The sequence below is a fragment of the Sphingobium lignivorans genome, from assembly GCF_014203955.1.
GTDB lineage: Bacteria > Pseudomonadota > Alphaproteobacteria > Sphingomonadales > Sphingomonadaceae > Sphingobium > Sphingobium lignivorans.
Genome location: NZ_JACHKA010000001.1, coordinates 4,106,177 through 4,128,142 on the forward strand (window position 1 = coordinate 4,106,177; position 21,966 = coordinate 4,128,142).

Below are 21,966 nucleotides of genomic sequence, written 5' to 3' on the forward strand. Positions count from 1 at the left end.
GGCTCCCCGCCTCCATCGCGCGATCGCTCCGCCCCCGCGTGGGGACGGAGCGACACGACAGGCACCGGGCTCGGGGACGCGGGCCCGGTTGCCGGAGCCTAGTTGGCCGGGGCGGCCGCCGGAGCCGCGCCGCCTTCGGCCTGCGCCGTCTCGACCGGTGCGGGCGGCGGGGTCGCCTCGCCGCCGCCACGCGAGTGGACATAAGCCGCCAGCATCTTGATCGTGGTCGGGCTCAGATGGCCGCGCCACGCCGGCATGACACCACGGCGACTGTTGTTGATGGTCTGGGTCAGCGTCTCGCGATCGCCGCCATAGAGCCAGATGCCGTCCGTGAGGTTCGGCGCGCCGAACTCGCGCATGCCCTTGCCCTGCGGGCCGTGACACACGGCGCAGTTCGCCTCGAAAAGCGCGGCACCGCGCCGCGAGGATGCGCTCTGCTTCTCCTGCCCGCTGATGACGCGCACGAAGGAGACGGTGTCCTGAACCTGCGGCGCCGTGAGAATGCCGTCATGGCCAAAGGCCGGCATCAGGCTGTTGCGCGTCTCCGCTTCGTCCGGATTACGGATGCCGTGGGTGATGGTATATTCCAGCGTCTTGAGGTCGCCGCCCCACAGCCAGTCGTCATCGTTGAGATTGGGATAGCCCTTCGAGCCGCTGGCGCCCGAGCCATGGCACTGCACGCAGTGCGTGCGGAAAGCAGCGGCGCCGCCCTGCACGGCCGCGTTCATCAGCTCCGGCTTGGCAGGCAGCTGCTCGATGGGAGTCACGGCGATCGCGGAGAGGATCGGCGCCTTGCGAGCACCCTCGGCCTCCATCGTCTCGGCAAGCGCGCCGCGACTGGACCAGCCGAACACGCCTTTTGTTGCGCCGGTCAGGCCCGGCAATGCCGGGTAGACCACGACATAGCCGATGGCGAAGACGATCGTCGCGTAGAAGGTCCACAGCCACCAGCGCGGCAGCGGCGTGTTCAGCTCCTCGATGCCGTCCCATTCGTGGCCGACGGTCTCGGTGCCGGTCGGCTGATCGATGCGTTTTTGCTCAGCCATGGTTCTTTTCCCTGTTCCTGGCCGCGCGCTCTTCCTCGTCCTCGACGAAGATCATCGTGGCGGCGGCATCGTTTCTGCGGCGCGAGCCGGGCAGGAACACCCAAATCACGAGCAGGAGATAGGCTGCCAGCATGACCGCAAGGCCATAGCTGTCGGCGAAGTGGCGCAGATCGTTGTAGCTCACCGCTCCACCTCCTGCGGCGCGGCGCTCTCGAAATCGACGAGGGTGCCGAGCATCTGGAGATAGGCGACCAGCGCGTCCATCTCGGTGAGGCGCGTGGGGTTGCCATCGAAATCGCGGGCCTGCGCCTTGGGATAGCGCTGCATGAGATCGGTGGTATCCGCATCGGGATCGGCCTGCGCGACGAGGTCCGCATTGGCCTGCGCGATGTCGGTCTCCGTATACGGCACGCCCACCCGGCTCAGGGCCGTCAGGTGCCCGGTCATGTCACCGGCCTTCAGGTCCCGATCCGCCAGGAAGGCATAGCCCGGCATGATGGACTCCGGGACCACACTGCGCGGATCCTTGAGGTGCTGGACATGCCACTCGTCCGAATAGCGCTTGCCCACGCGGGCAAGATCCGGCCCGGTCCGCTTGGAACCCCATTGGAACGGGTGGTCGAACATGCTCTCGGCCGCCAGGCTGTAGTGACCGTAGCGCTCGACCTCGTCCCGAAAGGGGCGGATCATCTGGCTGTGGCAGTTGTAGCAGCCTTCGCGCATGTAGATGTTGCGGCCGGCCAGTTCGAGCGGCGTGTAGGGCCGCACGCCTTCCACCTTCTCCACGGTATTGTCGATCCAGAAGAGCGGTGCGATCTCCACGATGCCGCCGACAGTGACCACCGCGAAGGCGGCTATGGCGAGCAGCGTGACGTTGCGCTCCAGTTTCTTGTGCTTTTCAGCGAAGCTGGTCATGGCTTTGCGTCCTTATTCGGCGGGCTGGGCGTGAGGTGCGGAAGCTGGCGGGGCGATGGCCGGGCGATCCTTGGCGGGATCGAAGGCCGCGTCCGTCATCGGGGCTTCCTCGCGGAGATCGCCGCGGATCGTGCGCCACACGTTGATGGCCATCAGGATCGCGCCGGTCAGGTAGAGGGCGCCGCCGAAGGCCCGCATCAGATACATGGGCAGCATGGCGGCCACGGTGTCCGAGAAGGCATAGACGAGGTAGCCGTCCGCCCCATATTCCCGCCACATCAGGCCCTGCATGATGCCCGAGACCCACATCGCGGAGGCGTAGAAGACGATGCCCACGGTCGCGAGCCAGAAGTGCCAGTTGACCATGCGCAGCGAATAGAGCCGCTCGCGGCCCCACAGGCGCGGGGTCAGATAATAGATGGCGGCAAAGGTGATCATGCCGTTCCAGCCCAGCGCGCCCGAGTGAACATGGCCGATGGTCCAGTCCGTATAGTGCGACAGGCTGTTGACGCTCTTGATGGAGAGCATCGGCCCCTCGAAGGTGCTCATGCCGTAGAAGGCGAGCGCCATGACCATCATGCGGATGATCGGATCGGTACGGACCTTGTCCCAGGCCCCGTTGAGGGTCATGAGGCCGTTGATCATGCCGCCCCAGCTCGGCATCCACAGCATGACCGAGAAGACCATGCCCAGCGTCTGCGCCCAGTCGGGCAGCGCGGTGTAGTGGAGATGGTGCGGGCCGGCCCAGATGTAGAGGAAGATCAGCGACCAGAAGTGGATGATCGACAGGCGATAGCTGTAGATCGGCCGCTCGGCCTGCTTGGGCACGAAATAATACATCATGGCCAGGAAGCCGGCGGTGAGGAAGAAGCCGACCGCGTTATGGCCGTACCACCATTGCGTCAGGGCATCCTGCACGCCCGCAAAGGCACTGTAGCTCTTCGAGCCCAGCAGGCTGACGGGCATCGACAGGTTGTTGACGATGTGGAGCATCGCGATGGTGAGGATGAAGCTCAGGTAGAACCAGTTCGCCACATAGATGTGCGGTTCGCTGCGCTTGATGATCGTGCCGACGAAGACGGCGAGATAAGCGACCCAGACGATAGTGAGCCACAGGTCCACATACCATTCGGGTTCGGCATATTCGCGCGCCTCGGTGATGCCGAGGAGATAGCCGGTCGCCGCCAGGACGATGAAGAGCTGGTAGCCCCAGAAGACGAAGCGGGCGAGGCCGGGAAAGGCGAGCCGCGCCCGGCAGGTGCGCTGCACCACATAGAAGCTCGTCGCGATCAGCGCGTTGCCGCCGAAGGCGAAGATGACTGCGGAGGTGTGCAGCGGCCGCAGGCGCCCGAAGCTCGTATATTCAAGGCCCAGGTTCAGCGCCGGAAAGGCGAGCTGGAGGGCGATATAGAGTCCCGCGAGGAACCCGGCGAGCCCCCAGAAGACCGTCGCGATGACGCCCCAGCGAATGGGGTCATCGTCGTAGCGGCTTTCGTCGGGCACGCGCAGGATACCCCGCGCGATCGCCGTATAGTCGGCGCCGCTGATCGTGGCCCAGCACGCAATGAGCGCAGCGGCGCACACAATGGTCATGTGCACCGCGAAGCCGCCGTCCGCGGCCAGCGCCGCGGCCAGCATGGCGAACAAGGCGATGAAGAGGAATATCCCCGCGCGTATCGTCAATCCGGTCATGTGCAGTTCCCCAGTCGGCCCCTCCGGGCCTGATTCGAGGCGGCACGAATAAGCCCGCGGCCGCACGCCATCCTTGACCTCGGTCAAGACGCCCGGCAGTGAGGGGCTGTCGCGCCGGCCCGGGTGGGGGGTCCCGGTCGCGAGAACGCTGCGATCGCAGATTGGGCTGCCGGTATGAAGACGCAGGACACCACCTATTTCGCCGAGGAGCTCAATCTCCTCATCGATGCCGCGCAGGGTCTCGCCATCTACATGCTCGATCCGGCCGGGCGGGTGACGATCTGGAATCGCGGTGCCGAGCGGCTCAAGGGCTGGACCGAGGCGGAGATCATCGGCCAGCATGCCTCGATCTTCTATCCTCCCGATGCCCTTGCGGAAGGCCGGCCGGAAAGCGACCTCCTGCGCGCCCGGACGGAAGGGCGGCTGGAAATGGAAGACTGGCGGCTGCGCAAGGACGGCTCCGAATTTCTGGCGGCTATCTCGATCACTGCCTTGCACGAACCTGACGGCAGCCTGCGCGGTTTCGCCGAGATCGTCTCGGACGTGACCCAGCGGCGCGGCGCGGAGGACCTGCTGCGCTCGCAGGAAAGCCATTTGCGCTCCATTCTCTCCACCGTGCCGGACGCGATGGTGGTGATTGACGAGGAAGGGACTGTCCGGTCGTTCAGCACCGCCGCCGAAGCGCTGTTCGGCTATAGCGAGGCGGAGGTGCGCGGGCGCAATGTGAACATGCTGATGCCCTCCCCCGACCGCGAGCGGCATGACGGCTATCTCAAGCGCTATCTGGAGACCGGCGAGAAAAGGATCATCGGCATCGGCCGCGTGGTGTTCGCGCGACGGAAGGACGGCACTACCTTTCCGGTGGAGCTGGCGGTGGGCGAGGCCATGGGGAGCCACGAGCGGCTGTTCACCGGCTTCATCCGCGATCTTACCGAGCGCCGCCGTACGCAGGAACAACTCGAGACGTTGCAGTCCGAGCTGATCCACGTCGCGCGCGTCAGTGCCATGGGCACCATGGCCTCGACTCTGGCGCACGAGCTCAACCAGCCGATCACTGCCATCGCCAATTATGTCGAGGCCGTGCGCCAGCAGTTCGGCCGCAACGACCCCGACGACCGCGCGCTGATCGACGAAGTGCTGGAGGAGACGGCGAAGGAAGCCCTGCGAGCCGGCCATATCGTCCGCCGCCTGCGGGACTTCATCGCGCGCGGCGAGGTCGAGAAGACCATCGAGAAACTGCCTGCCCTCATCAACGAAGCCTCCGTGCTGGGCCTCATGGGCACGCGCGAGATGAGCATCGAGCCGGTGTTCGACCTCGATCCCTATGCATCGCCCGTGCTGGTAGACAAGGTGCAGATCCAGCAGGTGCTCATCAACCTCATCCGCAACGCCTGCGAAGCGATGCGCGAGAGCGAAGAACGCCAGCTGATCGTTACCAGTCGCGCCGACGAACAGCCCGGCTTCGTCCGCGTGATCGTGGCGGACAGCGGCCCCGGCGTGGCGCCGGACGTCGCGCGACAACTGTTCCGGGCGTTCGTGAGCACCAAGGAAGACGGCATGGGACTGGGGCTTTCCATCAGCCGGACGATCGTGGAGGCCAATGGCGGCCGCATCTGGATGCAACCGCGCGAGGGCGGCGGCACCGAGTTTCACTTCACGCTGATGCGTGCCGACGACGAGGAGGACCATGGCTGATCGCAAGCTCATCCATATAGTCGACGATGAAGAGTCCATCCGGAAGTCCACCGGCTTCCTGCTGCGAACCTCCGGCTATTCCGTGGAAACCTGGGCCTCCGGCACCGCTTTCATCAAGGAAGTGCGGCAAGCGGAGCATGGCTGCGTGCTGCTCGACATCCGCATGCCCGGGATGGATGGGCTGGAGGTGCAGCAGGCCCTCGCCGACATGGGCGTGACCATGCCTGTGGTCATCATGACCGGCCATGGCGATATCCCGATTGCCGTCCGCGCCATGAAGGCCGGCGCCGTCGATCTGCTGGAAAAGCCCTTCGAGAAATCAGCACTGCTTCGCGCCATCGAGGAAGGGTTCGCACGCATGGCGGCGGCAGACAGCGCCAGCAGCAGCGCGCGCGATGCCGAGGTGCGGCTCGCCGCCCTCACGCCCCGGGAACAGGACGTCCTGACCGGCCTTGCGAAGGGACTGCCCAACAAGACGATAGCCTATGACCTCGGCATTTCGCCCCGCACGGTCGAAGTGCATCGCGCCAACCTGATGGTGAAGCTCGAGGTGCGCAGTCTCTCGGACGCCTTGCGCATCGCCTTCGCCGCCGGCCTTGGCCTGGACAGCTAGACAGCGCGGAACGCCGGACGACGAGGACTGTGCGGAGAGGCAATGAGCCTCCCGTTTCAAAACGGAGCGGCGCGATGCTTTACGGAAAGCGGTGATCTAAAAAGACCCGCCGATAAGAATGTTGCCGCAGACTTCCTCCAAGCAGGCCGAAGCCGACAATCATCATTGTCCAGGTGGAAGATTCGGGAACAACACTTACCTTCACCAGTGAAGCTTGAATGTTCGTCAGGCCATAAGAGCCCTGCAAATAGGTGGTCGAGTTGATGAAACCGAATGATCCCCACTGCCCGTCGAACAGATCCAGTGGCGGCAGTTTATCAATCAGATCATTGTCACGAGCTGTCCCGGTAAAATCAAACTTCCCGAGAGAAAACGCAAGATTGATCGGGCCGAAACCTAGCTCGACAGGAATGGGCTCTCCGGTCACTCCATGGGTGCCTGAGATGCTGAAGCTGTCTACGTGCGGAAGAGAGGGCGACACATAGTGGTCGTTCCAAATCTGAATATTGCTGTAGTCACTGAACAGATTTTCCGCGCTGAACGAGAACGCACCAGCCTGATAATGAGCGCTAACGAGATAGCCGCCGTAGATGTTCACCGAAGGGTCTGCATCAAAGGTTGGTGACACAGAATAGCGATCAGTATCGAACTTGGCGATCATTGAGAAGGAATCGCCCACACCGATTGCCGAAGGTATATCCACCGGCTCGAAATAGCGATCCACACTCGAATAGGAACTGATCGTACCGGAAAATGTCAGCTTATAGATGTCAGCCGAGGCGGGCTTGGCGACGAGCAGTCCAACCAACAGAAGTCCTGACCCAATCCGCATCTCATCTCCCCCACGGCGTGTTGCAGAATCCTAACCGTAGGATAATTGGCGGTCAACCAAGCGGGATCGACCGCTTAATGCTTATAAGTGCTTCCGAAGTCCTAAAACAGGCCATGCGAGATCATCTTGGACAGACGGATCGTGTAAACCGGGCTGGGCCAGGAGCAACATGTACGCGCTGCCCGGCCGGCACTGCTGCCGCGCTAAGGAGCATTACGTAGCGACGGGAGGCATCCCGCCTGCCATGGAACGGGAAATGATAATTCTCGGGACATGATAATGGAGTCCGCTTCGGTCTCCGCCGCAAGACATCAGATGCTGCTTCTCGAAGACGATCCCGGCGTTCGCCGGTCGATGCAACTCGTCTTCCAGGGGCAGGGCTATGATGTACGTGCCTTTGCGAGTGGCGAGGCGCTGCTTGGCGACGCGAGAGCCGTGCAGGCCGCCTGCCTGATTGCGGATTATGCCCTTGCCGGCAAGGACGGCATCTCCGTGCTTTCCAGTCTGCGCAGCGCCGGCTGGCAAGGCCCTGCCCTGCTGGTGAGCGCCTTCGCCACGCCGGACCTCGAGCGGCGCGCGCGACAGGCCGGCTTCGCCGAAATATTCGAAAAGCCCGTGAAGCTGCACCTGCTGGTGGATGCGCTCGAACGGGCGAGAGTTGGCCAGCAGGCTCCGGACATCCCCTGCTAGCGGTTCGCGCGGGCTTGAACGGCGCCGTCCCTGCCCGGCTTGATCTTTCTCCCGCTACCAGTGGCTTCCGGCGGCCACCGCTTCCTCTTCCTGCGGCAGCGTCGGGCGCCCCAGAGCGGCATTGCGGTGAGGGAAGCGGCCAAAGCGCGCGATGATGTCCCGATGCGCCTTGGCGAACTCCAGATTGAGTTCGAAGCCGGGCCGGCTGAACAATTCGACCGACCGGTCCTGATCCGCCAGATCCTCGCTGTGCATGAACGGCATGTAGAAGAAGGGTCGCGCCGCCTCCACGAAGGCCTCGTCGAAACCGCGCTGCAGGGCCGCACGCGCGATCTCGCGCGCGAGCGGGTCGGTCGCGAAGGCCCGCGCCTCGCCGCGGAACATGTTGCGCGGGAACTGGTCGAAGAGCACCAGCGCGGCGAGTGCCGTATCCGCATCGGCGAGGAAGTCTGCCGCCGGCCTGTCCCGCTGGGCTTCCCAGAGCGCGCGGAAGAGATGCAGGCAGCGGGCATCCTCTTCCTCGGTCGCGTTGAACCAGCCGTCCGGGCCGATCTCGTTCAGCCAGTAATTGAGGACCGCCGCCACCCAGCCGGGATCGACCGGGACCCTCTCTGTCCCGCGCTCGGGGAACCGGTCCTGCACACGCAGCGGCAGTCCATCGATGCTGCGCGTGCGGGTGGAAATGCGTTCGAGCCGCTCCGGCGTCTCATTCTGCTCGTGATAGCGGGCAAGCGTGGTGCGCTCCTTCTCGAAGCGCATGAACGGCACGCCCCAGCCGCAACTCTCCTGCACGCTCTCGACGGAAATGAGGAAGATCTGCCGGGTGCCCGGCAGGATCGCGAACCTCCGCGAGACCATGTCCCACTCATCGTCCTGCGGCAAGATGGCGCGCCCGCGCCCGTAGAGCCGCAGGATGAGCGGCGGCTGGTCGAACGCGCAGAACATGACGGTGATGCGCCCGTCCGCCGCAAGATGCGCCTGCGTCTCGTTGCCCGATCCGCCCACGTCGAGATAGCCGACGAGGTTCGGCCCCAGCACGCGAAAGCTGTCCATCCCCTTGGGGCTGAGATTGATCCGCGCATCCGCCGCCGCAGTCGCCACAAAGAAGACCGGCTGCTTCTCGATGAAAGCGCGCTGTTCGTCGGTGATGGCGGTGAAGAAGTCGGACATAAGCTCTCGGTCTTTGCATCTCGGGCTGCGCACCCTGGCGCGCATGGAGCACACGCGCCGCTTGTGCACATCGCTTCAGATTCTATCGCGCCCGGCCGGCGCTAGCCAGTCAATCTCACGGACCACACAGCCTCTGGCGGCAATCATGCGTCCGTCATGTCGCCGCGTCCCGATCGCTCCCGGGCCCCTCATCCTCGGCCAGCAGAGCCCGGGCGTCCTCTAGATCCTCCGCCAGCACCATCAGCCGCGCCTGGACGGCAAGCGGCGCGCCTTCGGCAATGTTCATGCCGGTGTCGAAGCAGAAAGCCGGGATGCCCGCCGCTTCCAGCCGGCCACGCACGATCTGGGCAAGCATCGGATCGGCGTAGCGCTGCAATTCGACAAGGCTCACCGTCGGCGCCTCACGCGGCCGTGCCGCCCACCGTCAGCCCTTCGAGCAGCAGGGTCGGCTGGCCCACGCCGGCCGGCACGCCCTGCCCGTTCTTGCCGCACATGCCGATGCCTTCGTCGAGGGCCAGATCGTTGCCGATGCCGATGATGCGATTGAGCGCGGTCGGGCCGTCGCCGATCAGCGTCGCGCCCTTGATGGGATCACCGAGCTTGCCGTTCTCGACCTTGTAGGCCTCCGTGCAGGAGAAGACGAACTTGCCCGAGACGATGTCCACCTGCCCGCCACCGAAGCTCTTGGCGAAGATGCCGCTCTTCACACGCGAGAGCAGCTCTTCGGGATCGTCGTTTCCGGCCCGGGCGAAGGTGTTGGTCATGCGGGGCATGGGTGCATGGGCATAGCTTTCGCGCCGGCCATTGCCGGTGGGCGCGACGCCCATCAGCCGCGCGTTGAGCCTGTCCTGCATATAGCCGCGCAGGATGCCGTCCTCGATGAGCACGGTTTCCTGTGTCGGCGTTCCCTCGTCATCGATGCTGAGCGAGCCGCGACGGGCCTGGATGGAACCATCGTCCACCACTGTCACGCCCGGCGCGGCGACGCGCTGGCCGATCCGGCCGGAGAAGGCCGACGTGCCCTTGCGATTGAAATCGCCCTCAAGGCCATGGCCCACCGCCTCATGCAGCATGACACCGGGCCAGCCGGGCCCGAGCAGCACGGTCATCTCGCCCACCGGCGCATTCACCGAGCGCAGATTAACCTGCGCCTGGGCCAGCGCCTCGTCGATCGCGCGCTGCCAGGTCGCTTCCTCGAACAGGTCGTCATAGAGATAGCGCCCGCCAAGGCCGAAATAGCCGGTTTCCCGCCGGCCATTCTCTTCCATGATGATCGAGACGTTGAGACGCACCAGCGGGCGCACATCGGTCGCGACGAAGCCGTCAGCCCGGACGATCTCGACGACGGACCAGCTGCCCGCGAGCGCGGCGGAAACCTGCACGACGCGCGGATCGCGCGCGCGCGCCGCCGCGTCGATCTTCGCCATGAGGTCCACCTTCTTCGCGAAAGGCACGAGGTCGAGCGGATTGGCGTCCGTGTAGAGATGGCGGTTGGTCCGCTGGGGCGGCGGCGCCATGCCCTGCCGCGCGGGATCGAGCAGCTTCAGCGTCTCGGCCGCGCGACGAATGGCGGGCTCACTGATGTCGTTGGCATGGGCAAAGCCGGTCATCTCGCCGGTCACGCCGCGCAGGCCGAAGCCCGCGTCCGTGGAATAATCCGCCGTCTTCAGCCGCCCATCGTCGAAGCCGAAGCTCTCGCTGGCCATATATTGGAGGTAGAGCTCGCCATCCTCGCAGCCCTTGAGTGCCTCGGCGGTGAGGCGGCGGGCGCCTTCCGGGTCCAGCGCGCCATCGCGATAGAGGAAGGCGCGCACATCGGTGATCTGGGAAGCAGAGTCTGTCATGCGCCTGATATAGGCGCGCGAACCATGATGGCCAATGACAAAGCCGGCAAAAGGAACCGGGGAGAGGCCGCATCTTGGAGAATGGCTCCGCATCCCTTATGTTGAAGGCGGGGGAATTGTTCGTGCTGCCATAGTCGCAACGTCCGAAGGGACATGGATCAAGACCGCTCCCATGAGCTCATATTCTCGTTTTCACAGACGTCATTTCCTGAAATTCGCCGGCGGGGCTGCCGCCTCGTCCCTGCTGATGCCTTCCGCGGCGCTCGCCGCCGGGGCGGGCGACGGCTGGACGAAGCTGCTCGACCGTGCCCGGCAGGCCCTCGATCAACATGGGGACGTCATCAAGCACCGCGACCGGCTCGTCCTGGTCGATTTCTCGCTGCCCTCGGCAACCCCGCGCATGATGCTGGTCGACCTGGCGCGCGGACGCAGGCAGTTGTTGCGGGTGTCGCACGGGCGGGGATCGGATCCCGCGCATAGCGGCTGGCTGCGCAGCTTCAGCAACGTCTCCGGATCGAACGCCAGTTCCCGGGGTGCCTACATCACGGCGGCGACCTATCAGGGCAAGCATGGGCGCTCGCAGCGCCTCGTCGGACTGGAAGAGAGCAACAACAATGCCGAGGCGCGCGCGATCGTGATCCACGGCGCCTGGTACAGCAATGACGACGTCGCGGCGCGCCTGGGCAAGCTCGGCCGCAGCGAAGGCTGCTTCGCCGTCAGCGAGGCGCAGATCGACCCTCTGCTCGACTGGCTGGGACCGGAACGGCTGCTCTACGCTGACCGGGTATAGGGCCGACCGGGAATCGCGGCGCGGCTTCAGCCGGCCGCGCAGGTGCGATCGGAGAGCTGGCGCACTGCCGCCAGGCCGGCCGCGCCCAGATCGCGGCTGATGCCGGCATCGAGACCATAGATGTCGTCGAAGCTGTGCAGGCGCCCGTCGGCGTCGGCACGCGCGGTCATATAGACGACATAGACGGGAACCGGCCGGGGCAGTTTCGCCGTGATTGTCTCACGCGCCGCCACGGCTTCCTCGATGCGGGCCGGCGTCCACTCCGTGCCGGCCAGCATTCTGGCTGCGAGGTCGAACGGCCGGTCGGTGCGCACGCAGCCATGACTGAACATGCGCGTCTCCTGCCCGAACAACGTCTTGCTCGGCGTGTCGTGCAGGAAGATGGACAGCGGGTTGGGCATGTCGATCTTCATCTGACCGAGCGAATTGGTGGGCCCGGGCTGCTGGACGACATGGAGGTTCGCCCCGCTCCCCGTCCAGGTGTAGCCCCGCGCGCGCGCTGTGTCGGGCCGGTTGCGCACCAGGGCACCGACGCTTTCCCGGATGATCGATTGGGGCACTGTCCAGGTCGGATTGAAGATGATGCCCGTGGCGGTGGTGGCGAACTGCGGCGTCGGCGTCGCGCGCTTGCCGACGATGACGCGATGCTCCGCCCCGGACTTCCCCCCGTCCATGAGGCGAACGACATATTCCGGCACATTGACGAGGAGATAGCGCTCACCCAGATCGCGCGGCAGCCAGCGCCAGCGCTCCAGATTGGCGCGGACGCGGGCACGGTCGGACCGCGCGTCAGCCGGCAGGCTCGCCAATGCCGCGCGCAGCATGCGATAATCGGCATTGGCCGGGGCCAGCCGGTCCAGCGTGCCCGGCACGTCGCCCGCGGCCAGCGCACGGTCGAGCAGTTCCAGCACGGCGTCAGGCGTCAGATTGGCGGTTCGAAAATAAGAGAGGCGGCGCTGGGCCGCCGGCACGCGACCATTGGCGAGATCGCGGGCCAGCAGCGCGAAGCTGCGCGTCGCGGCGGTATCGAGCCCCGCCTGATCGCGCCCGGCGAGCGCGGTCCGCAATCGATCCAGCTCATAGTCGGACGGGTCAAGACCGTGCGTGCCGATCTTCTCGCCATAATCCAGCAGCCGGGCGGCTGCCTGCGCGCTCCAAGGCATGGCGGCATGGGCCGGCGGCGCAACGCACAGGAGGAAGGAAAGGGCCAGGATGAGGATGCGCACGGAGAATCTCCAGTCGTCGGGCAGCGGTTGCGCGCTGCCCTGCAGCAAGACGGACAGCGCGCGTGAACCCTGTTTCAGCCCGGACGCGCCGCGCCTGCCATGACCTGCATCAATTGGCCGCCTTTGAGACGACCCGCATTTCTCAGAGGCTGGCGCCCGAGGAAATGTCCGGCTTGTTCACGATGTCCGGCGTATCGGCCGGCCCGCCCTCGAGCACGAAGCGGCGATCGCAATAGCCGCAATCGACATAGCCATGCTCGTCGATTTCCAGAAAGATGCGCGGATGCCCAAGCGCGGCCGGAATGCCATCGCCGGACCCATCGCAGGCGACTCGGCGGGAATGGATGCGGATGATCTCGGGCGGGGCGTGCATGCCCTTGCGGTTAGCATCGGCATGCGCAGGGAGCAATATGGACCGAACCAAAATGACCGCCTCGGTCCGATGCCCTTGATCGAGCACAAGGCGCAGGGCCCGCATGCCGTGCCATCTGGCGGCAAGGCCGGGAGTGGAACAGATGAACGGGACGTCTCATTCGGGCGCAGCAACGCGAATCGCCATGATCTCGGCCATCGCCAGCGCGGCGCTGGCCATCGCTTATGCCGTGGGCCAGATTCTTGAATGGACCGGCGCGCTGGGCTCGGCGGGAGGGCCGAACAGCAGCAGCACGCCGCTTGGCCTCGCCCTGCTGCTCACGCCGTCGCTGCTGCTCGGCTCGGCCTTCCTCATCCTCACGGCAGCCCTCCACGAGCTGGCGCCGCCCGGTCGGCGGGTCTGGAGCCGGATCGCGCTGGCCTTCGCCACCGTTTACGCGACGCTCATCAGCCTCGTCTATTTCGTCCAGCTCACCTGGGTCGCACCACGAATCGCGGCGGGCGATCTTGCGGGCATGGAGCCGTTCCTGTTTGTGCCCTATCGCAGCTTTCTCTTCGCGGTCGATCTGCTGGGCTACAGCATGATGAGCCTCGCCACGCTGTTCGGTGCCTTCGCGCTGCCGGGCGGTCGCGCCAATGGCCCGGCCAGGAGCGCGATGATCGCGAACGGCCTTCTGGTCCCTGCCCTCGCGCTCCAGATGTTCTGGCCCTGGCTGATATGGGTCGGCGCGCTCTGGGGCTTCACCTTTCCCGCCGCGATGATCCTCATCGCATGCCTGCTGCGCAGGCCTTCCCCCTCCTGATCCTTTGATTCACGACGCCCCTGCGTCTATATGGTCACTTCACCCCGCTCAGGAGCGCATCATCATGGACAAGGCACTGGACCGTCATTCGTTCGTCCTCTTGCCGCAGGTTCTCCATGTCCGCTTCCGCTTTTCTCACCCTCGATCGCATTGCCGCCGCCCGGCCTGACGGCACACTGCTCTTCCAGGATCTGACGCTCGCCATAGGGCGCGAGCGAGTCGGCCTTGTCGGTCGCAACGGCGCGGGCAAGTCGACGCTGCTCGCCATCATCGCGGGGGAAGTGCAGCCGCAGGCGGGCAGTCTGCATCGCGCCGGGCGCATCGGCATGCTTGCGCAGACGCTTCCGGGGCATGGCAGCGTGGCGCAGGCGCTGGGCATCGCGCCGGCACTGGCGCGGCTGGACCGGCTCGATGCCGGCCAGGGCTCGCCGGAAGACGCCGCGGAAGCCGACTGGACGCTGCGCGAGCGCCTCGACATTGCGCTGGCGGACGCCGGTCTTGCCGGCCTCCCGCCCCACCGGGACGTCGCTTCCCTGAGCGGGGGCGAGCGCACACGCCTCGCACTGGCCGCCATGCTCCTCCCCGGCCCCGATCTGCTGCTGCTCGATGAACCGACGAACAATCTCGACGAGGAAGGGCGGCAGGCCGTCGCGACGCTGCTCGCCCGCTGGCCGGGCGGCGCGCTGGTGGCGAGCCATGATCGCGACCTGCTCGAAGGGATGGACCGGATCGTGCAACTCGCCCCCTCCGGCATCGTCACCGTAACCGGCGGCTGGAGCGATTTCGTCGCTGCGCGCGACGCCCTGAAGGAACAGGCGGACAGCGATCTGACGCGCGCCCGCCAGACGCTGGATCGACAGGCGCGCGTGGCGCAACAGCAGGCCGAGAGGCAGGCGCGCCGTGACAAGGCCGGCCGGGCAGTGAAGGCCCGTGGCGACTTGCCCCGCATCCTGCTCGGCAAGCGGGCGGAGCAGGCCGAGCAAAGCGGCGGACGCGGGCGGCGCGCGGCGCAGGCGCGGATCGACGAAGCCCGACAGGCACTGCAGAGCGCCCGGCAGCAGGTTGACGTGCTGACGCCCTTGCAGATCGACCTGCCATCCAGTGGCTTGCCGGCCAACCGGACGCTGTTGCGCATGGAGGACGTGGTCCTTTCGCGCGGGGACCGGCGCCTGTTCGGCCCGCTGTCCCTCACCATCACCGGCCCGTGCTGCATCGCCGTGGAAGGGCGCAACGGCAGCGGCAAGAGCAGCCTGCTGGCGCTGGCGACCGGCGCGCTGGAACCGGATGCCGGGCGCATCCACCGGCTCGCCCCTGCCATGGCGATGCTCGATCAACATGCCGCGCTCCTGGCGCCGCAGCTCGATCTTCTCGACAATCTGCGCGCGCATCACCCCGGTCTCACCGTGGGGGAAGCCCATGCCGTGCTGGCCCGGTTCGCCTTCCGCAATCGCGATGCGCGAAAGCCGGCGGGCGTGCTGAGCGGCGGCGAGCGGCTCCGCGCCGCGCTTGCCATCGTCATGGCTGGCCCGACGCCCCCGCAGCTCCTCATCCTGGACGAGCCGACCAATCATCTCGACGTCGAGAGCATCGAGGTCCTCGAGGATGCGCTGCGGCGCTGGGACGGCGCGCTCATGCTCGTCAGCCATGATGCAGCCTTTCTCGACCGGATCGGCATCGACGAGCGGGTGCGCCTCGGCGGCATGGAGACGCAGCGGGATTGAAGCGCGCGGTCCCAAAAAGAAAAGGGCCGCCCCGAAAGGCGGCCCCATCCCTTGCTTGACGGGATATGGAACCCCGGCGTGCCGGTCAGCGCTTCGAGAACTGGAAGCTGCGGCGTGCCTTGGCACGGCCGTACTTCTTGCGCTCCACGGTGCGGCTGTCGCGGGTCAGGAAGCCCTCGGCCTTCACGGCGGACCGCAGGGTCGGCTCGTATTTGGTGAGCGCCTGCGCGATGCCATGCTTCACAGCGCCGGCCTGGCCGGAGAGGCCGCCGCCCTTGACCGTGCAGATCACGTCATACTGGCCCGTGCGGTCCGTAACCGTGAAGGGCTGGTTGATGACGAGACGCAGCGTCGGACGCGCGAAATAGGTTTCCTGATCGCGGCCGTTGACCGTGATCTTGCCGGTGCCGGGCTTCACCCACACGCGGGCCACGGCGTCCTTGCGGCGACCGGTGGCATAAGCGCGGCCATACTGGTCCAGCTCCTGCTGGCGCAGCGGCGCATTCGACACCTTCACGGGTGCCACCGCTTCCGCGGCCGGCGCGTCGACGTTGCCCTGGGTGAGGTCCTGCAGATCGGACAGCGAGTTGACGGTATCAGACATCAGGCACCAACCTTGTTCTTGCGGTTCATCGCCGCAACATCGAGCACTTCGGGGTTCTGGGCTTCATGCGGATGTTCGCTGCCCGCGAAGACGCGCAGGTTGCGCATCTGCTGGCGGCCGAGCGGACCGCGCGGGATCATGCGCTCCACGGCCTTCTCCAGAACGCGCTCGGGGAAGCGACCCTCGAGCACCTTCTGCGGCGAGGTTTCCTTGATGCCGCCGGCATAGCCGGTGTGCTTGTAATAGCGCTTGTCGGTCAGCTTGTTGCCGGTGAACCGCACCTTGTCCGCATTGATGACGATGACATTGTCACCGCAATCGACATGCGGGGTGAAGCTCGGCTTGTGCTTGCCGCGCAGGTGATTGGCGATGATCGTGGCAACGCGGCCGACGACGAGACCGTCCGCGTCGATCAGCAGCCACTTCTTCTCGACGGTCGCCGGCGTGGCCGACTTCGTCGTCTTCATGAGCGCCTTCATGGCCTCTTGCCTCCAGATGGATGAACCGGAAAAACAGCAAGGCGGCACCACGCAGGGCACCGCCAACGGCAGGGCTAATGGCGGTGAGGGCGGAAGAAGTCAAGCAAAACCGCCGTCCTGCTGACGGGTATCATGATACCGTCAGACTTTCGAGCTGGTTTCGCGCGTCACCCAGTCGGCATAAGCGGTGGTGGTGACGGCCGGCCAGTTCAGGATCGCGGGCAAGTCATAATCGTGCAGATCCCCCAGCGCTGCCATGAGTGCCTCGAGGCGCCCCGGCGCTGTCTTGAACAGCACCGGGATCTCGTCCGCCTCGGCGACTTTCCCCTCCCAGGGATAGATGGACGTGCAGGGTGCCAGCAGATTGGCGCACGCGGCCAGCCGCTGCTCGATCATCGCGCGGGCGGCCGACTGTGCCGACTCGCGGTCGCCGAACAGGGCATAGACCAGAGCGATTTCGCTCATGCCGCGCGCGGCGTGCCCAGCCGATGCGCGCCCATGACCGCCACCCCCAGCAGCAGCGCGCCGACAAGCTGGTGCGCCACTGCCAGCACCAAGGCGACACCGGTGATCACGGTGGCGATGCCGAGCATGATCTGCGCCAATGTGATGGCGAGTAGCGCATAAGCGAGGCCTGTCGAGCCAGTGCGATGCAGCCAGCCCGCCATCCAGATGATGGCGCCGGCCGCGACCCAGGCCCACCAGCGATGCAGGAAGTGGACGAGGAAGGGATCGCTCGTGAGCGTCATCCAGAAGGAGCCCCACCATGTGATGCCCTCGGGCACCAGATGATCGTTCATCAGCGGCCAGGTATTGGCGACATAGCCCGCGCGCAGCCCGGCGGTGAGCGCGCCCAGCAGGATCTGGAGAAACAGCAGCAATGCCGGGATGGCGCCCGCCAGCTTCAGCCGCGCGCTGCCGCCATGCGGCGTGCGGGCCAACCGGGCGAAATCGCAGGCGGTCCACACCACGGCCGCGAGCAGGATGAGCGCCATGCCGAGATGCGCCGCCAGCATGGCGGGCTCGACATTGACCCGGTCGGTGAGGCCACTACGCACCATGAACCAGCCGACAGCGCCCTGCGCCCCGCCGAGCAGGAGCAGCACGATGAGCCGCGGCCCATAGCCGCGCGGCACGGCCCTGCGCGCGGCGAACCAGACCAACGGCACTGCATAAGCGAGGCCGATCAGGCGGCCGAGCAGCCGGTGAAAATATTCCCAGAAGTAGATCTGCTTGAAGGCGGCGAGCGTCATGCCCTGATTCATCAACGCATATTGCGAGCTTTGCTTGTAGGCCGCGAACTCGGCCTGCCAGTCCGCCTCGGTCAACGGGGGAATGGCGCCGGTCACCGGTTTCCACTCGGTGATCGAAAGCCCCGACTCGGTCAGGCGGGTCACGCCGCCGACGGCGACCATGAAGAGGATCAGCCCCGCGATCACGAACAGCCAGCGCGCGAGCAGCGCGGGACGCGCCGGCCCACCGGGGGCGATGCTGGCGCGGGAGGGGGTCATCTGTGCGAACTCAGCCATGGCCGTTTCCCCATGCGCCGATGCGCCGGGGGAAGCAAGCCGGAGCCCCCTTTCCGCCCCGGGCGATCAGGGACCGCTGTCCGCCGGGACAGCACGGCGCAGCCCCACAAGTATACGAAATGTTATGTTGTATCTTAGCCTTGGCGGGAGTAGGGACCATTCTTCCATGACGAGCTTCGCAGCCTCTCGCTTCCCCCGCCTCGACGGCTGGGCCATTGGCCTTTCCGGCCTTTGCGCGATTCATTGCATTGCGACCGCGGTGGCCTTTGGCCTTCTCTCATCCGTCGCCGGCCTGCTCGAGGCACCGATCATCCATGAGGCCGGCCTGGCCATGGCCATGGTGCTCGGCGCCATCGCGCTCGGCAAAGGCGCTCGCGAACATGGCATGCTGCTGCCGGTAGCGGTCGGTGCGCTCGGCCTCGGCGTGATGGCCGGTGCGCTCAGCCTGCCCCACGGCTTCGCTGGCGAGATCGTCTATACGCTGGTGGGCGTGCTGCTCCTCGCTTTCGGCCACGAACTGAACCGCCGCGCCTTCTGGTGACGAGGTAAGCCGAGCGCGACTCGGATGGGCGTGCGGACACGCTGCTGGCTCTTCGTCCGATAGGGCGTCATAAAAAAGCTTCAGCGCTCTTTTCTCAAGAACAAGTCACCCGATATCGGCCGTTTCGACGCACAGCGCGCAAGCGAGGGAAATCATCATGGGACGACGCCCCGATCACGTGAAGCCACCGGCCTATCTCTCCAAGAGTCCGCCCTGTCCCCAGCCTGCCGAATCAGAGGCGCAGCCGCGTCCCGATGAAGAACGGCCCGAGCCGACGCGTTATGGCGACTGGGAGATCAAGGGAATCGCTGTGGATTTCTGATCCACAGAGCGCGTCTCATCCGGTTTTTTGCACCTATCTTGCGGAATGTCCCTTTTTGGATCAGTTTTCGCATGCATTACCGTCACTATTGCGTCATATACTGTCGTCACTGCCCCGTCAGAGGGCAGAGAACGAGAATCGGGACGCTGGTCTTAGGACTTGATGCGGGTTTGAACGGCTTGGTGTTCCCACCATTGAGCCATCATGCCCTCATGTTTTCCGGACTGTTCAAGTGACCGATTCAAATCGAACTTCTGCTTCGACTGGCTTTCCCACACCGGTCGACGACGGAACGCCGGTCGGTCATCCCACGCCGGCCGGCGGACCGGCATCTTCCGATCAGCTCGAATTCTTCCCCGATGCCTCCCCCTGCCTGGCGCCGAGCGCTGCGGGGGCCGCGGTCACCGGAGCGATCGGCGATTTCGTGCTGGCCTGGGGGCGGCTTGAGCAAACCACCGCCGCCAAGCTCACGGAGATGCGCCAGTCCTTCGGCGATGTTCGCGCGATCGGCGGGCGCATCCGTCCGAACATGCAGAAGCTGCTGGCCGAATTGCGCGCCCTGGTCGCGATGCGCGACCGGCTCGACACGCAGGCGCTCGATCTGATCACGGACATCGACGGCAGCCTGCAGCGCGCCGCCCAGTTCCGGCTGATCGCCATCGATGGTGCTCAGGATGCGGAGGAGGACCGGCTGATCTGCCGGGACATCAAGAACGGCGCGGTGGAGATTCCCTGCGAGGAGATCGCGCGCGAGACCCGCCAGCTCGAACGCATTCGGGAGCAGATTGCCGCACTTTGAATGTGTCGGGGGTGGAAGAGGCCAGCCCGCACGAACCATTCGTCGCCCGCTCCTGTTGAGCCGGCTCAGGACCACGCTCCTGCCCACAGCCTGCCATTCCGGCGCGTGTGAGCGCCTTTCCCAAGTCGCTCAGACCGTGAAGCTCTCGCCGCAGCCGCAGCTTCCCTTCGCGTTCGGATTGTTGAACACGAAGCCGGCGGTGAAATCGTCCTCCACCCAGTCCATGGTCGAGCCGATCAGGTAGAGCACCGAGGCGGCATCGATGAAGAAGACGCCGCCGGGCGTCTCGATGCGCTCGTCGAACTGGCCGGCCTGCGTCACATAATCGACCGAATAAGCGAGGCCCGAGCAGCCCCGGCGCGGAGTCGAGAGCTTGACGCCGATCGCGCCTTCCGGTGCTTTCGCCATGAGATCGGCAACGCGCTGCTGCGCGGCAGGCGTCAGCATGACGGCGGCCGGGCGCGCGCGGGTGGTGGTCGTGGTTGCGTTCATCGTCTCGTCACTCCGTCGGCGGCCCTGTCCTGCGACACGGGCCAACCTTGCTCACAGCATGCCCAGTTCCAGCTTTGCCTCGTCGCTCATTTTCTGCGGGTCCCATGGCGGGTCCCACACCAGATTGACGTCCACCGTGCCCACACCGGGCACCGAGCCAACGCGCAGTTCGACTTCGCCCGGCATGGATTCGGCCACCGGGCAATGCGGCGTCGTCAGCGTCATGGTAACCGCGACATGGCTGCCCTCGCTGACTTCCACGCCATAGATAAGGCCCAGATCGTAGATATTCACGGGTATCTCGGGATCGTAGATTTCCTTGAGCGCCTCGATCACCGCGTCATACGTCGCGCCGCCTGGCTCGCTGGCCGGAGTCTCCGCCGGTTTCTGCTGGAGGAAGCCCTCGAGATAGTCCCGCTGACGAGCGCCGCCCGGTGCCGGACCCTGCGCGCCGCCGTCCGCGTCGCTCACCCGGGCCCGCGGCGGCGTCTCGGCCGCGTCCACTTCCTCGATCCTGATCCTGCTTTCCTCGTTCATCCGAATATCGCCCTTACGCGGTCGAGGCCTTTGAGCAGTGCCTCGATGTCGCTTTCGTCGCTGTAGAGTCCGAAACTGGCGCGCGCTGTCGCCTCGACGCCCAGATGCGCCATGAGCGGCTGTGCGCAATGATGGCCCGCGCGAATGGCCACGCCGCTCTCGTCCAATATGGTGCCGATGTCGTGCGGATGAACCCCCTCCATCACGAAGGAGACGATCCCCGCCGCGTCATCCGGCCCGAGCAGGCGGATCGCGTTGATCTCGCGCAGCGCCGCACGCGTCCGCGCCACCAGGGCATCTTCATGCGCGGCGATGACGTCGAGCCCGATCGCCTCGACATAATCGATCGCGGCCGCCAGCCCGATCGTCTCGATGATCGCTGGCGTGCCCGCCTCGAACCGCGCCGGGGGCGGCGCGTAAGTCGTGCCGGCGAACGTCACCTTGTCGATCATCGCGCCACCGCCATGATAAGGCGGCATGGCGGCCAGGATGTCGCCACGCGCCCAGAGCACGCCGATGCCGGTCGGGCCATAAAGCTTGTGGCCGGAGAAGAGATAGAAATCGCAGCCCAGCGCCTGCACGTCGATGGCCAGCCGCGGCGCGGCCTGGCATCCGTCGACCAGCAGCAGCGCGCCGGCACCATGAGCGATGTCTGCCGCGCGGCGCACGTCCAGCACGCTGCCCAGCACATTGGACACATGGGCCAGCGCGACGATCCTGTGCTCGGGTCGGATCATCGCTGCCATGGCGTCGAGATCGATCCGGCCATCCTGCGTGAGCGGCACGACATCGATCCGCGCGCCGGTCCGCTCGGCAATGAGCTGCCAGGGCACGATGTTGCTGTGATGCTCCAGCGTCGAGAGCAGGATGCGATCGCCCGCCTTGAGATTGGCCCCGCCCCAGCTCTGCGCGACGAGGTTGATCCCCTCGGTCGCGCCGCGCACGAAGACGATCTCGTTCTCCGAAGGCGCGTTGATGAACTGCGCCACGCGGCGGCGCGCCGCCTCGAAGGCCAGCGTCATGTCCGCCGAGCGCGCATAGACACCGCGATGCACCGTCGCATAGTCCGTGCCCATCGCGCGCACGGTCGCGTCGATCACGGCCTGCGGCTTCTGCGCCGTCGCGGCCGTGTCCAGATAATGCCAGGGAGCCCCGTCCGCGGTGACGAGACCGGGGAAATCGGTCCGCAGGGCAGCGCCGTCTCTCGTCTGGAGAGTCGCGCCGGAGAAACCGCGCCGCGATGCCCCAGCCATT

26 protein-coding genes are annotated in these 21,966 nt (G+C 65.9%); 9 read left to right on the forward strand and 17 right to left on the reverse strand.

Annotation, left to right across the window (positions count from 1 at the left end; genetic code table 11):
- Positions 1-98: 98 nt before the first annotated feature.
- The 4 genes from ccoP to ccoN are packed head-to-tail and all read right to left on the reverse strand — an operon-like array spanning position 99 to position 3,653.
- The gene (gene ccoP, locus HNP60_RS19180; protein ID WP_184052039.1) at positions 99-1,046 is read right to left on the reverse strand and encodes a cytochrome-c oxidase, cbb3-type subunit III; all 948 of its coding nucleotides are present in this window, start codon (positions 1,044-1,046) and stop codon (positions 99-101) included.
- Positions 1,039-1,230, reverse strand: coding sequence for a cbb3-type cytochrome oxidase subunit 3 (locus HNP60_RS19185; RefSeq protein WP_014078150.1), 192 nt, complete (start codon positions 1,228-1,230; stop codon positions 1,039-1,041). Before HNP60_RS19185 ends, ccoP begins: the two co-directional genes overlap by 8 nt.
- Entirely contained in the window at positions 1,227-1,961 is a 735-nt protein-coding gene (gene ccoO, locus HNP60_RS19190; RefSeq protein ID WP_184156617.1) for a cytochrome-c oxidase, cbb3-type subunit II, read from the reverse strand. Before ccoO ends, HNP60_RS19185 begins: the two co-directional genes overlap by 4 nt.
- A gap of 12 nt (positions 1,962-1,973) precedes the next feature.
- Entirely contained in the window at positions 1,974-3,653 is a 1,680-nt protein-coding gene (gene ccoN / locus HNP60_RS19195) for a cytochrome-c oxidase, cbb3-type subunit I (RefSeq protein ID WP_184156619.1), read from the reverse strand.
- Positions 3,654-3,827: 174 nt separating this feature from the next.
- Between ccoN and HNP60_RS19200 the strand changes: the two genes are divergently transcribed.
- A complete protein-coding gene (locus HNP60_RS19200) occupies positions 3,828-5,348 on the forward strand; it encodes a PAS domain-containing sensor histidine kinase (RefSeq protein ID WP_184156621.1) in 1,521 nt (506 codons plus the stop codon).
- Entirely contained in the window at positions 5,341-5,961 is a 621-nt protein-coding gene (locus tag HNP60_RS19205; RefSeq protein WP_184156623.1) for a response regulator transcription factor, read from the forward strand. Before HNP60_RS19200 ends, HNP60_RS19205 begins: the two co-directional genes overlap by 8 nt.
- A gap of 79 nt (positions 5,962-6,040) precedes the next feature.
- Here the strand turns inward: HNP60_RS19205 and HNP60_RS19210 are convergent, their stop codons facing one another.
- The gene (locus tag HNP60_RS19210; RefSeq protein ID WP_184156625.1) at positions 6,041-6,769 is read right to left on the reverse strand and encodes a PEPxxWA-CTERM sorting domain-containing protein; all 729 of its coding nucleotides are present in this window, start codon (positions 6,767-6,769) and stop codon (positions 6,041-6,043) included.
- Between the two features lie 339 nt (positions 6,770-7,108).
- Between HNP60_RS19210 and HNP60_RS19215 the strand changes: the two genes are divergently transcribed.
- Positions 7,109-7,483, forward strand: a complete 375-nt coding sequence (locus tag HNP60_RS19215) for a response regulator (RefSeq protein WP_260394983.1) — start codon at positions 7,109-7,111, stop codon at positions 7,481-7,483.
- 54 nt (positions 7,484-7,537) lie between these two features.
- On the opposite strand, the gene HNP60_RS20255 is transcribed toward HNP60_RS19215, so the two are convergent.
- The 3 genes from HNP60_RS20255 to tldD form a co-directional block, all read right to left on the reverse strand.
- Positions 7,538-8,653 carry a DUF924 family protein gene (locus tag HNP60_RS20255; protein ID WP_338056746.1) on the reverse strand — a complete coding sequence of 372 codons (1,116 nt, stop codon included), beginning with the start codon at positions 8,651-8,653 and terminating at the stop codon, positions 7,538-7,540.
- A gap of 154 nt (positions 8,654-8,807) precedes the next feature.
- On the reverse strand, positions 8,808-9,044 hold the full coding sequence (locus HNP60_RS19230; RefSeq protein WP_184156629.1) for a putative signal transducing protein: 237 nt from the start codon (positions 9,042-9,044) through the stop codon (positions 8,808-8,810).
- 10 nt (positions 9,045-9,054) lie between these two features.
- Entirely contained in the window at positions 9,055-10,497 is a 1,443-nt protein-coding gene (gene tldD / locus HNP60_RS19235; protein WP_184052030.1) for a metalloprotease TldD, read from the reverse strand.
- Between the two features lie 172 nt (positions 10,498-10,669).
- On the opposite strand from tldD, the gene HNP60_RS19240 reads away from it, so the two are divergent.
- Complete coding sequence (locus HNP60_RS19240) at positions 10,670-11,287, forward strand: murein L,D-transpeptidase catalytic domain family protein (RefSeq protein WP_184156631.1); 618 nt, start codon at positions 10,670-10,672, stop codon at positions 11,285-11,287.
- Positions 11,288-11,313: 26 nt separating this feature from the next.
- On the opposite strand, the gene HNP60_RS19245 is transcribed toward HNP60_RS19240, so the two are convergent.
- Both HNP60_RS19245 and HNP60_RS19250 read right to left on the reverse strand, forming a co-directional pair.
- On the reverse strand, positions 11,314-12,513 hold the full coding sequence (locus HNP60_RS19245) for a L,D-transpeptidase family protein (protein ID WP_184156633.1): 1,200 nt from the start codon (positions 12,511-12,513) through the stop codon (positions 11,314-11,316).
- Positions 12,514-12,655: 142 nt separating this feature from the next.
- A complete protein-coding gene (locus tag HNP60_RS19250) occupies positions 12,656-12,886 on the reverse strand; it encodes a zinc-finger domain-containing protein (RefSeq protein ID WP_184156635.1) in 231 nt (76 codons plus the stop codon).
- Between the two features lie 142 nt (positions 12,887-13,028).
- Here HNP60_RS19250 and HNP60_RS19255 point away from each other — a divergent pair, with 142 nt between their 5' ends.
- Both HNP60_RS19255 and HNP60_RS19260 read left to right on the forward strand, forming a co-directional pair.
- Entirely contained in the window at positions 13,029-13,688 is a 660-nt protein-coding gene (locus HNP60_RS19255) for a hypothetical protein (RefSeq protein ID WP_260394984.1), read from the forward strand.
- A gap of 116 nt (positions 13,689-13,804) precedes the next feature.
- Positions 13,805-15,409 (forward strand): ABC-F family ATP-binding cassette domain-containing protein, encoded by a 1,605-nt coding sequence (locus tag HNP60_RS19260; RefSeq protein WP_184156639.1) that lies wholly within the window; start codon positions 13,805-13,807, stop codon positions 15,407-15,409.
- An 85-nt stretch (positions 15,410-15,494) separates the two neighbouring features.
- Here the strand turns inward: HNP60_RS19260 and rpsI are convergent, their stop codons facing one another.
- The 4 genes from rpsI to HNP60_RS19280 all read right to left on the reverse strand — a co-directional run bounded on the left by rpsI (position 15,495) and on the right by HNP60_RS19280 (position 18,021).
- Complete coding sequence (gene rpsI / locus HNP60_RS19265; RefSeq protein WP_184156640.1) at positions 15,495-16,013, reverse strand: 30S ribosomal protein S9; 519 nt, start codon at positions 16,011-16,013, stop codon at positions 15,495-15,497.
- A complete protein-coding gene (gene rplM, locus HNP60_RS19270) occupies positions 16,013-16,492 on the reverse strand; it encodes a 50S ribosomal protein L13 (protein ID WP_014078166.1) in 480 nt (159 codons plus the stop codon). The genes rpsI and rplM overlap by 1 nt, the downstream gene beginning before the upstream one ends.
- Positions 16,493-16,633: 141 nt before the next feature.
- The gene (gene cutA / locus HNP60_RS19275) at positions 16,634-16,957 is read right to left on the reverse strand and encodes a divalent-cation tolerance protein CutA (protein ID WP_184156642.1); all 324 of its coding nucleotides are present in this window, start codon (positions 16,955-16,957) and stop codon (positions 16,634-16,636) included.
- Positions 16,954-18,021: a COX15/CtaA family protein gene (locus tag HNP60_RS19280; RefSeq protein ID WP_184156644.1), complete on the reverse strand. Its 1,068-nt coding sequence runs from the start codon at positions 18,019-18,021 to the stop codon at positions 16,954-16,956. Before HNP60_RS19280 ends, cutA begins: the two co-directional genes overlap by 4 nt.
- A gap of 166 nt (positions 18,022-18,187) precedes the next feature.
- Here HNP60_RS19280 and HNP60_RS19285 point away from each other — a divergent pair, with 166 nt between their 5' ends.
- The 3 genes from HNP60_RS19285 to HNP60_RS19295 all read left to right on the forward strand — a co-directional run bounded on the left by HNP60_RS19285 (position 18,188) and on the right by HNP60_RS19295 (position 19,683).
- Positions 18,188-18,562: a MerC domain-containing protein gene (locus HNP60_RS19285; RefSeq protein WP_014078169.1), complete on the forward strand. Its 375-nt coding sequence runs from the start codon at positions 18,188-18,190 to the stop codon at positions 18,560-18,562.
- Between the two features lie 157 nt (positions 18,563-18,719).
- Positions 18,720-18,884, forward strand: coding sequence for a DUF1674 domain-containing protein (locus tag HNP60_RS19290; RefSeq protein ID WP_184052011.1), 165 nt, complete (start codon positions 18,720-18,722; stop codon positions 18,882-18,884).
- Between the two features lie 232 nt (positions 18,885-19,116).
- The gene (locus tag HNP60_RS19295; RefSeq protein WP_184156646.1) at positions 19,117-19,683 is read left to right on the forward strand and encodes a hypothetical protein; all 567 of its coding nucleotides are present in this window, start codon (positions 19,117-19,119) and stop codon (positions 19,681-19,683) included.
- A gap of 129 nt (positions 19,684-19,812) precedes the next feature.
- Here the strand turns inward: HNP60_RS19295 and HNP60_RS19300 are convergent, their stop codons facing one another.
- Genes HNP60_RS19300 through HNP60_RS19310 form a run of 3 tightly spaced genes read right to left on the reverse strand, consistent with a single transcriptional unit; the run spans position 19,813 to position 21,965 of the window.
- Complete coding sequence (locus tag HNP60_RS19300; protein WP_184052009.1) at positions 19,813-20,175, reverse strand: HesB/IscA family protein; 363 nt, start codon at positions 20,173-20,175, stop codon at positions 19,813-19,815.
- A gap of 51 nt (positions 20,176-20,226) precedes the next feature.
- Positions 20,227-20,712 carry an SUF system Fe-S cluster assembly protein gene (locus HNP60_RS19305; RefSeq protein WP_184156648.1) on the reverse strand — a complete coding sequence of 162 codons (486 nt, stop codon included), beginning with the start codon at positions 20,710-20,712 and terminating at the stop codon, positions 20,227-20,229.
- Positions 20,709-21,965: a cysteine desulfurase gene (locus HNP60_RS19310; RefSeq protein ID WP_184157198.1), complete on the reverse strand. Its 1,257-nt coding sequence runs from the start codon at positions 21,963-21,965 to the stop codon at positions 20,709-20,711. Before HNP60_RS19310 ends, HNP60_RS19305 begins: the two co-directional genes overlap by 4 nt.
- Position 21,966 lies beyond the last annotated feature (1 nt).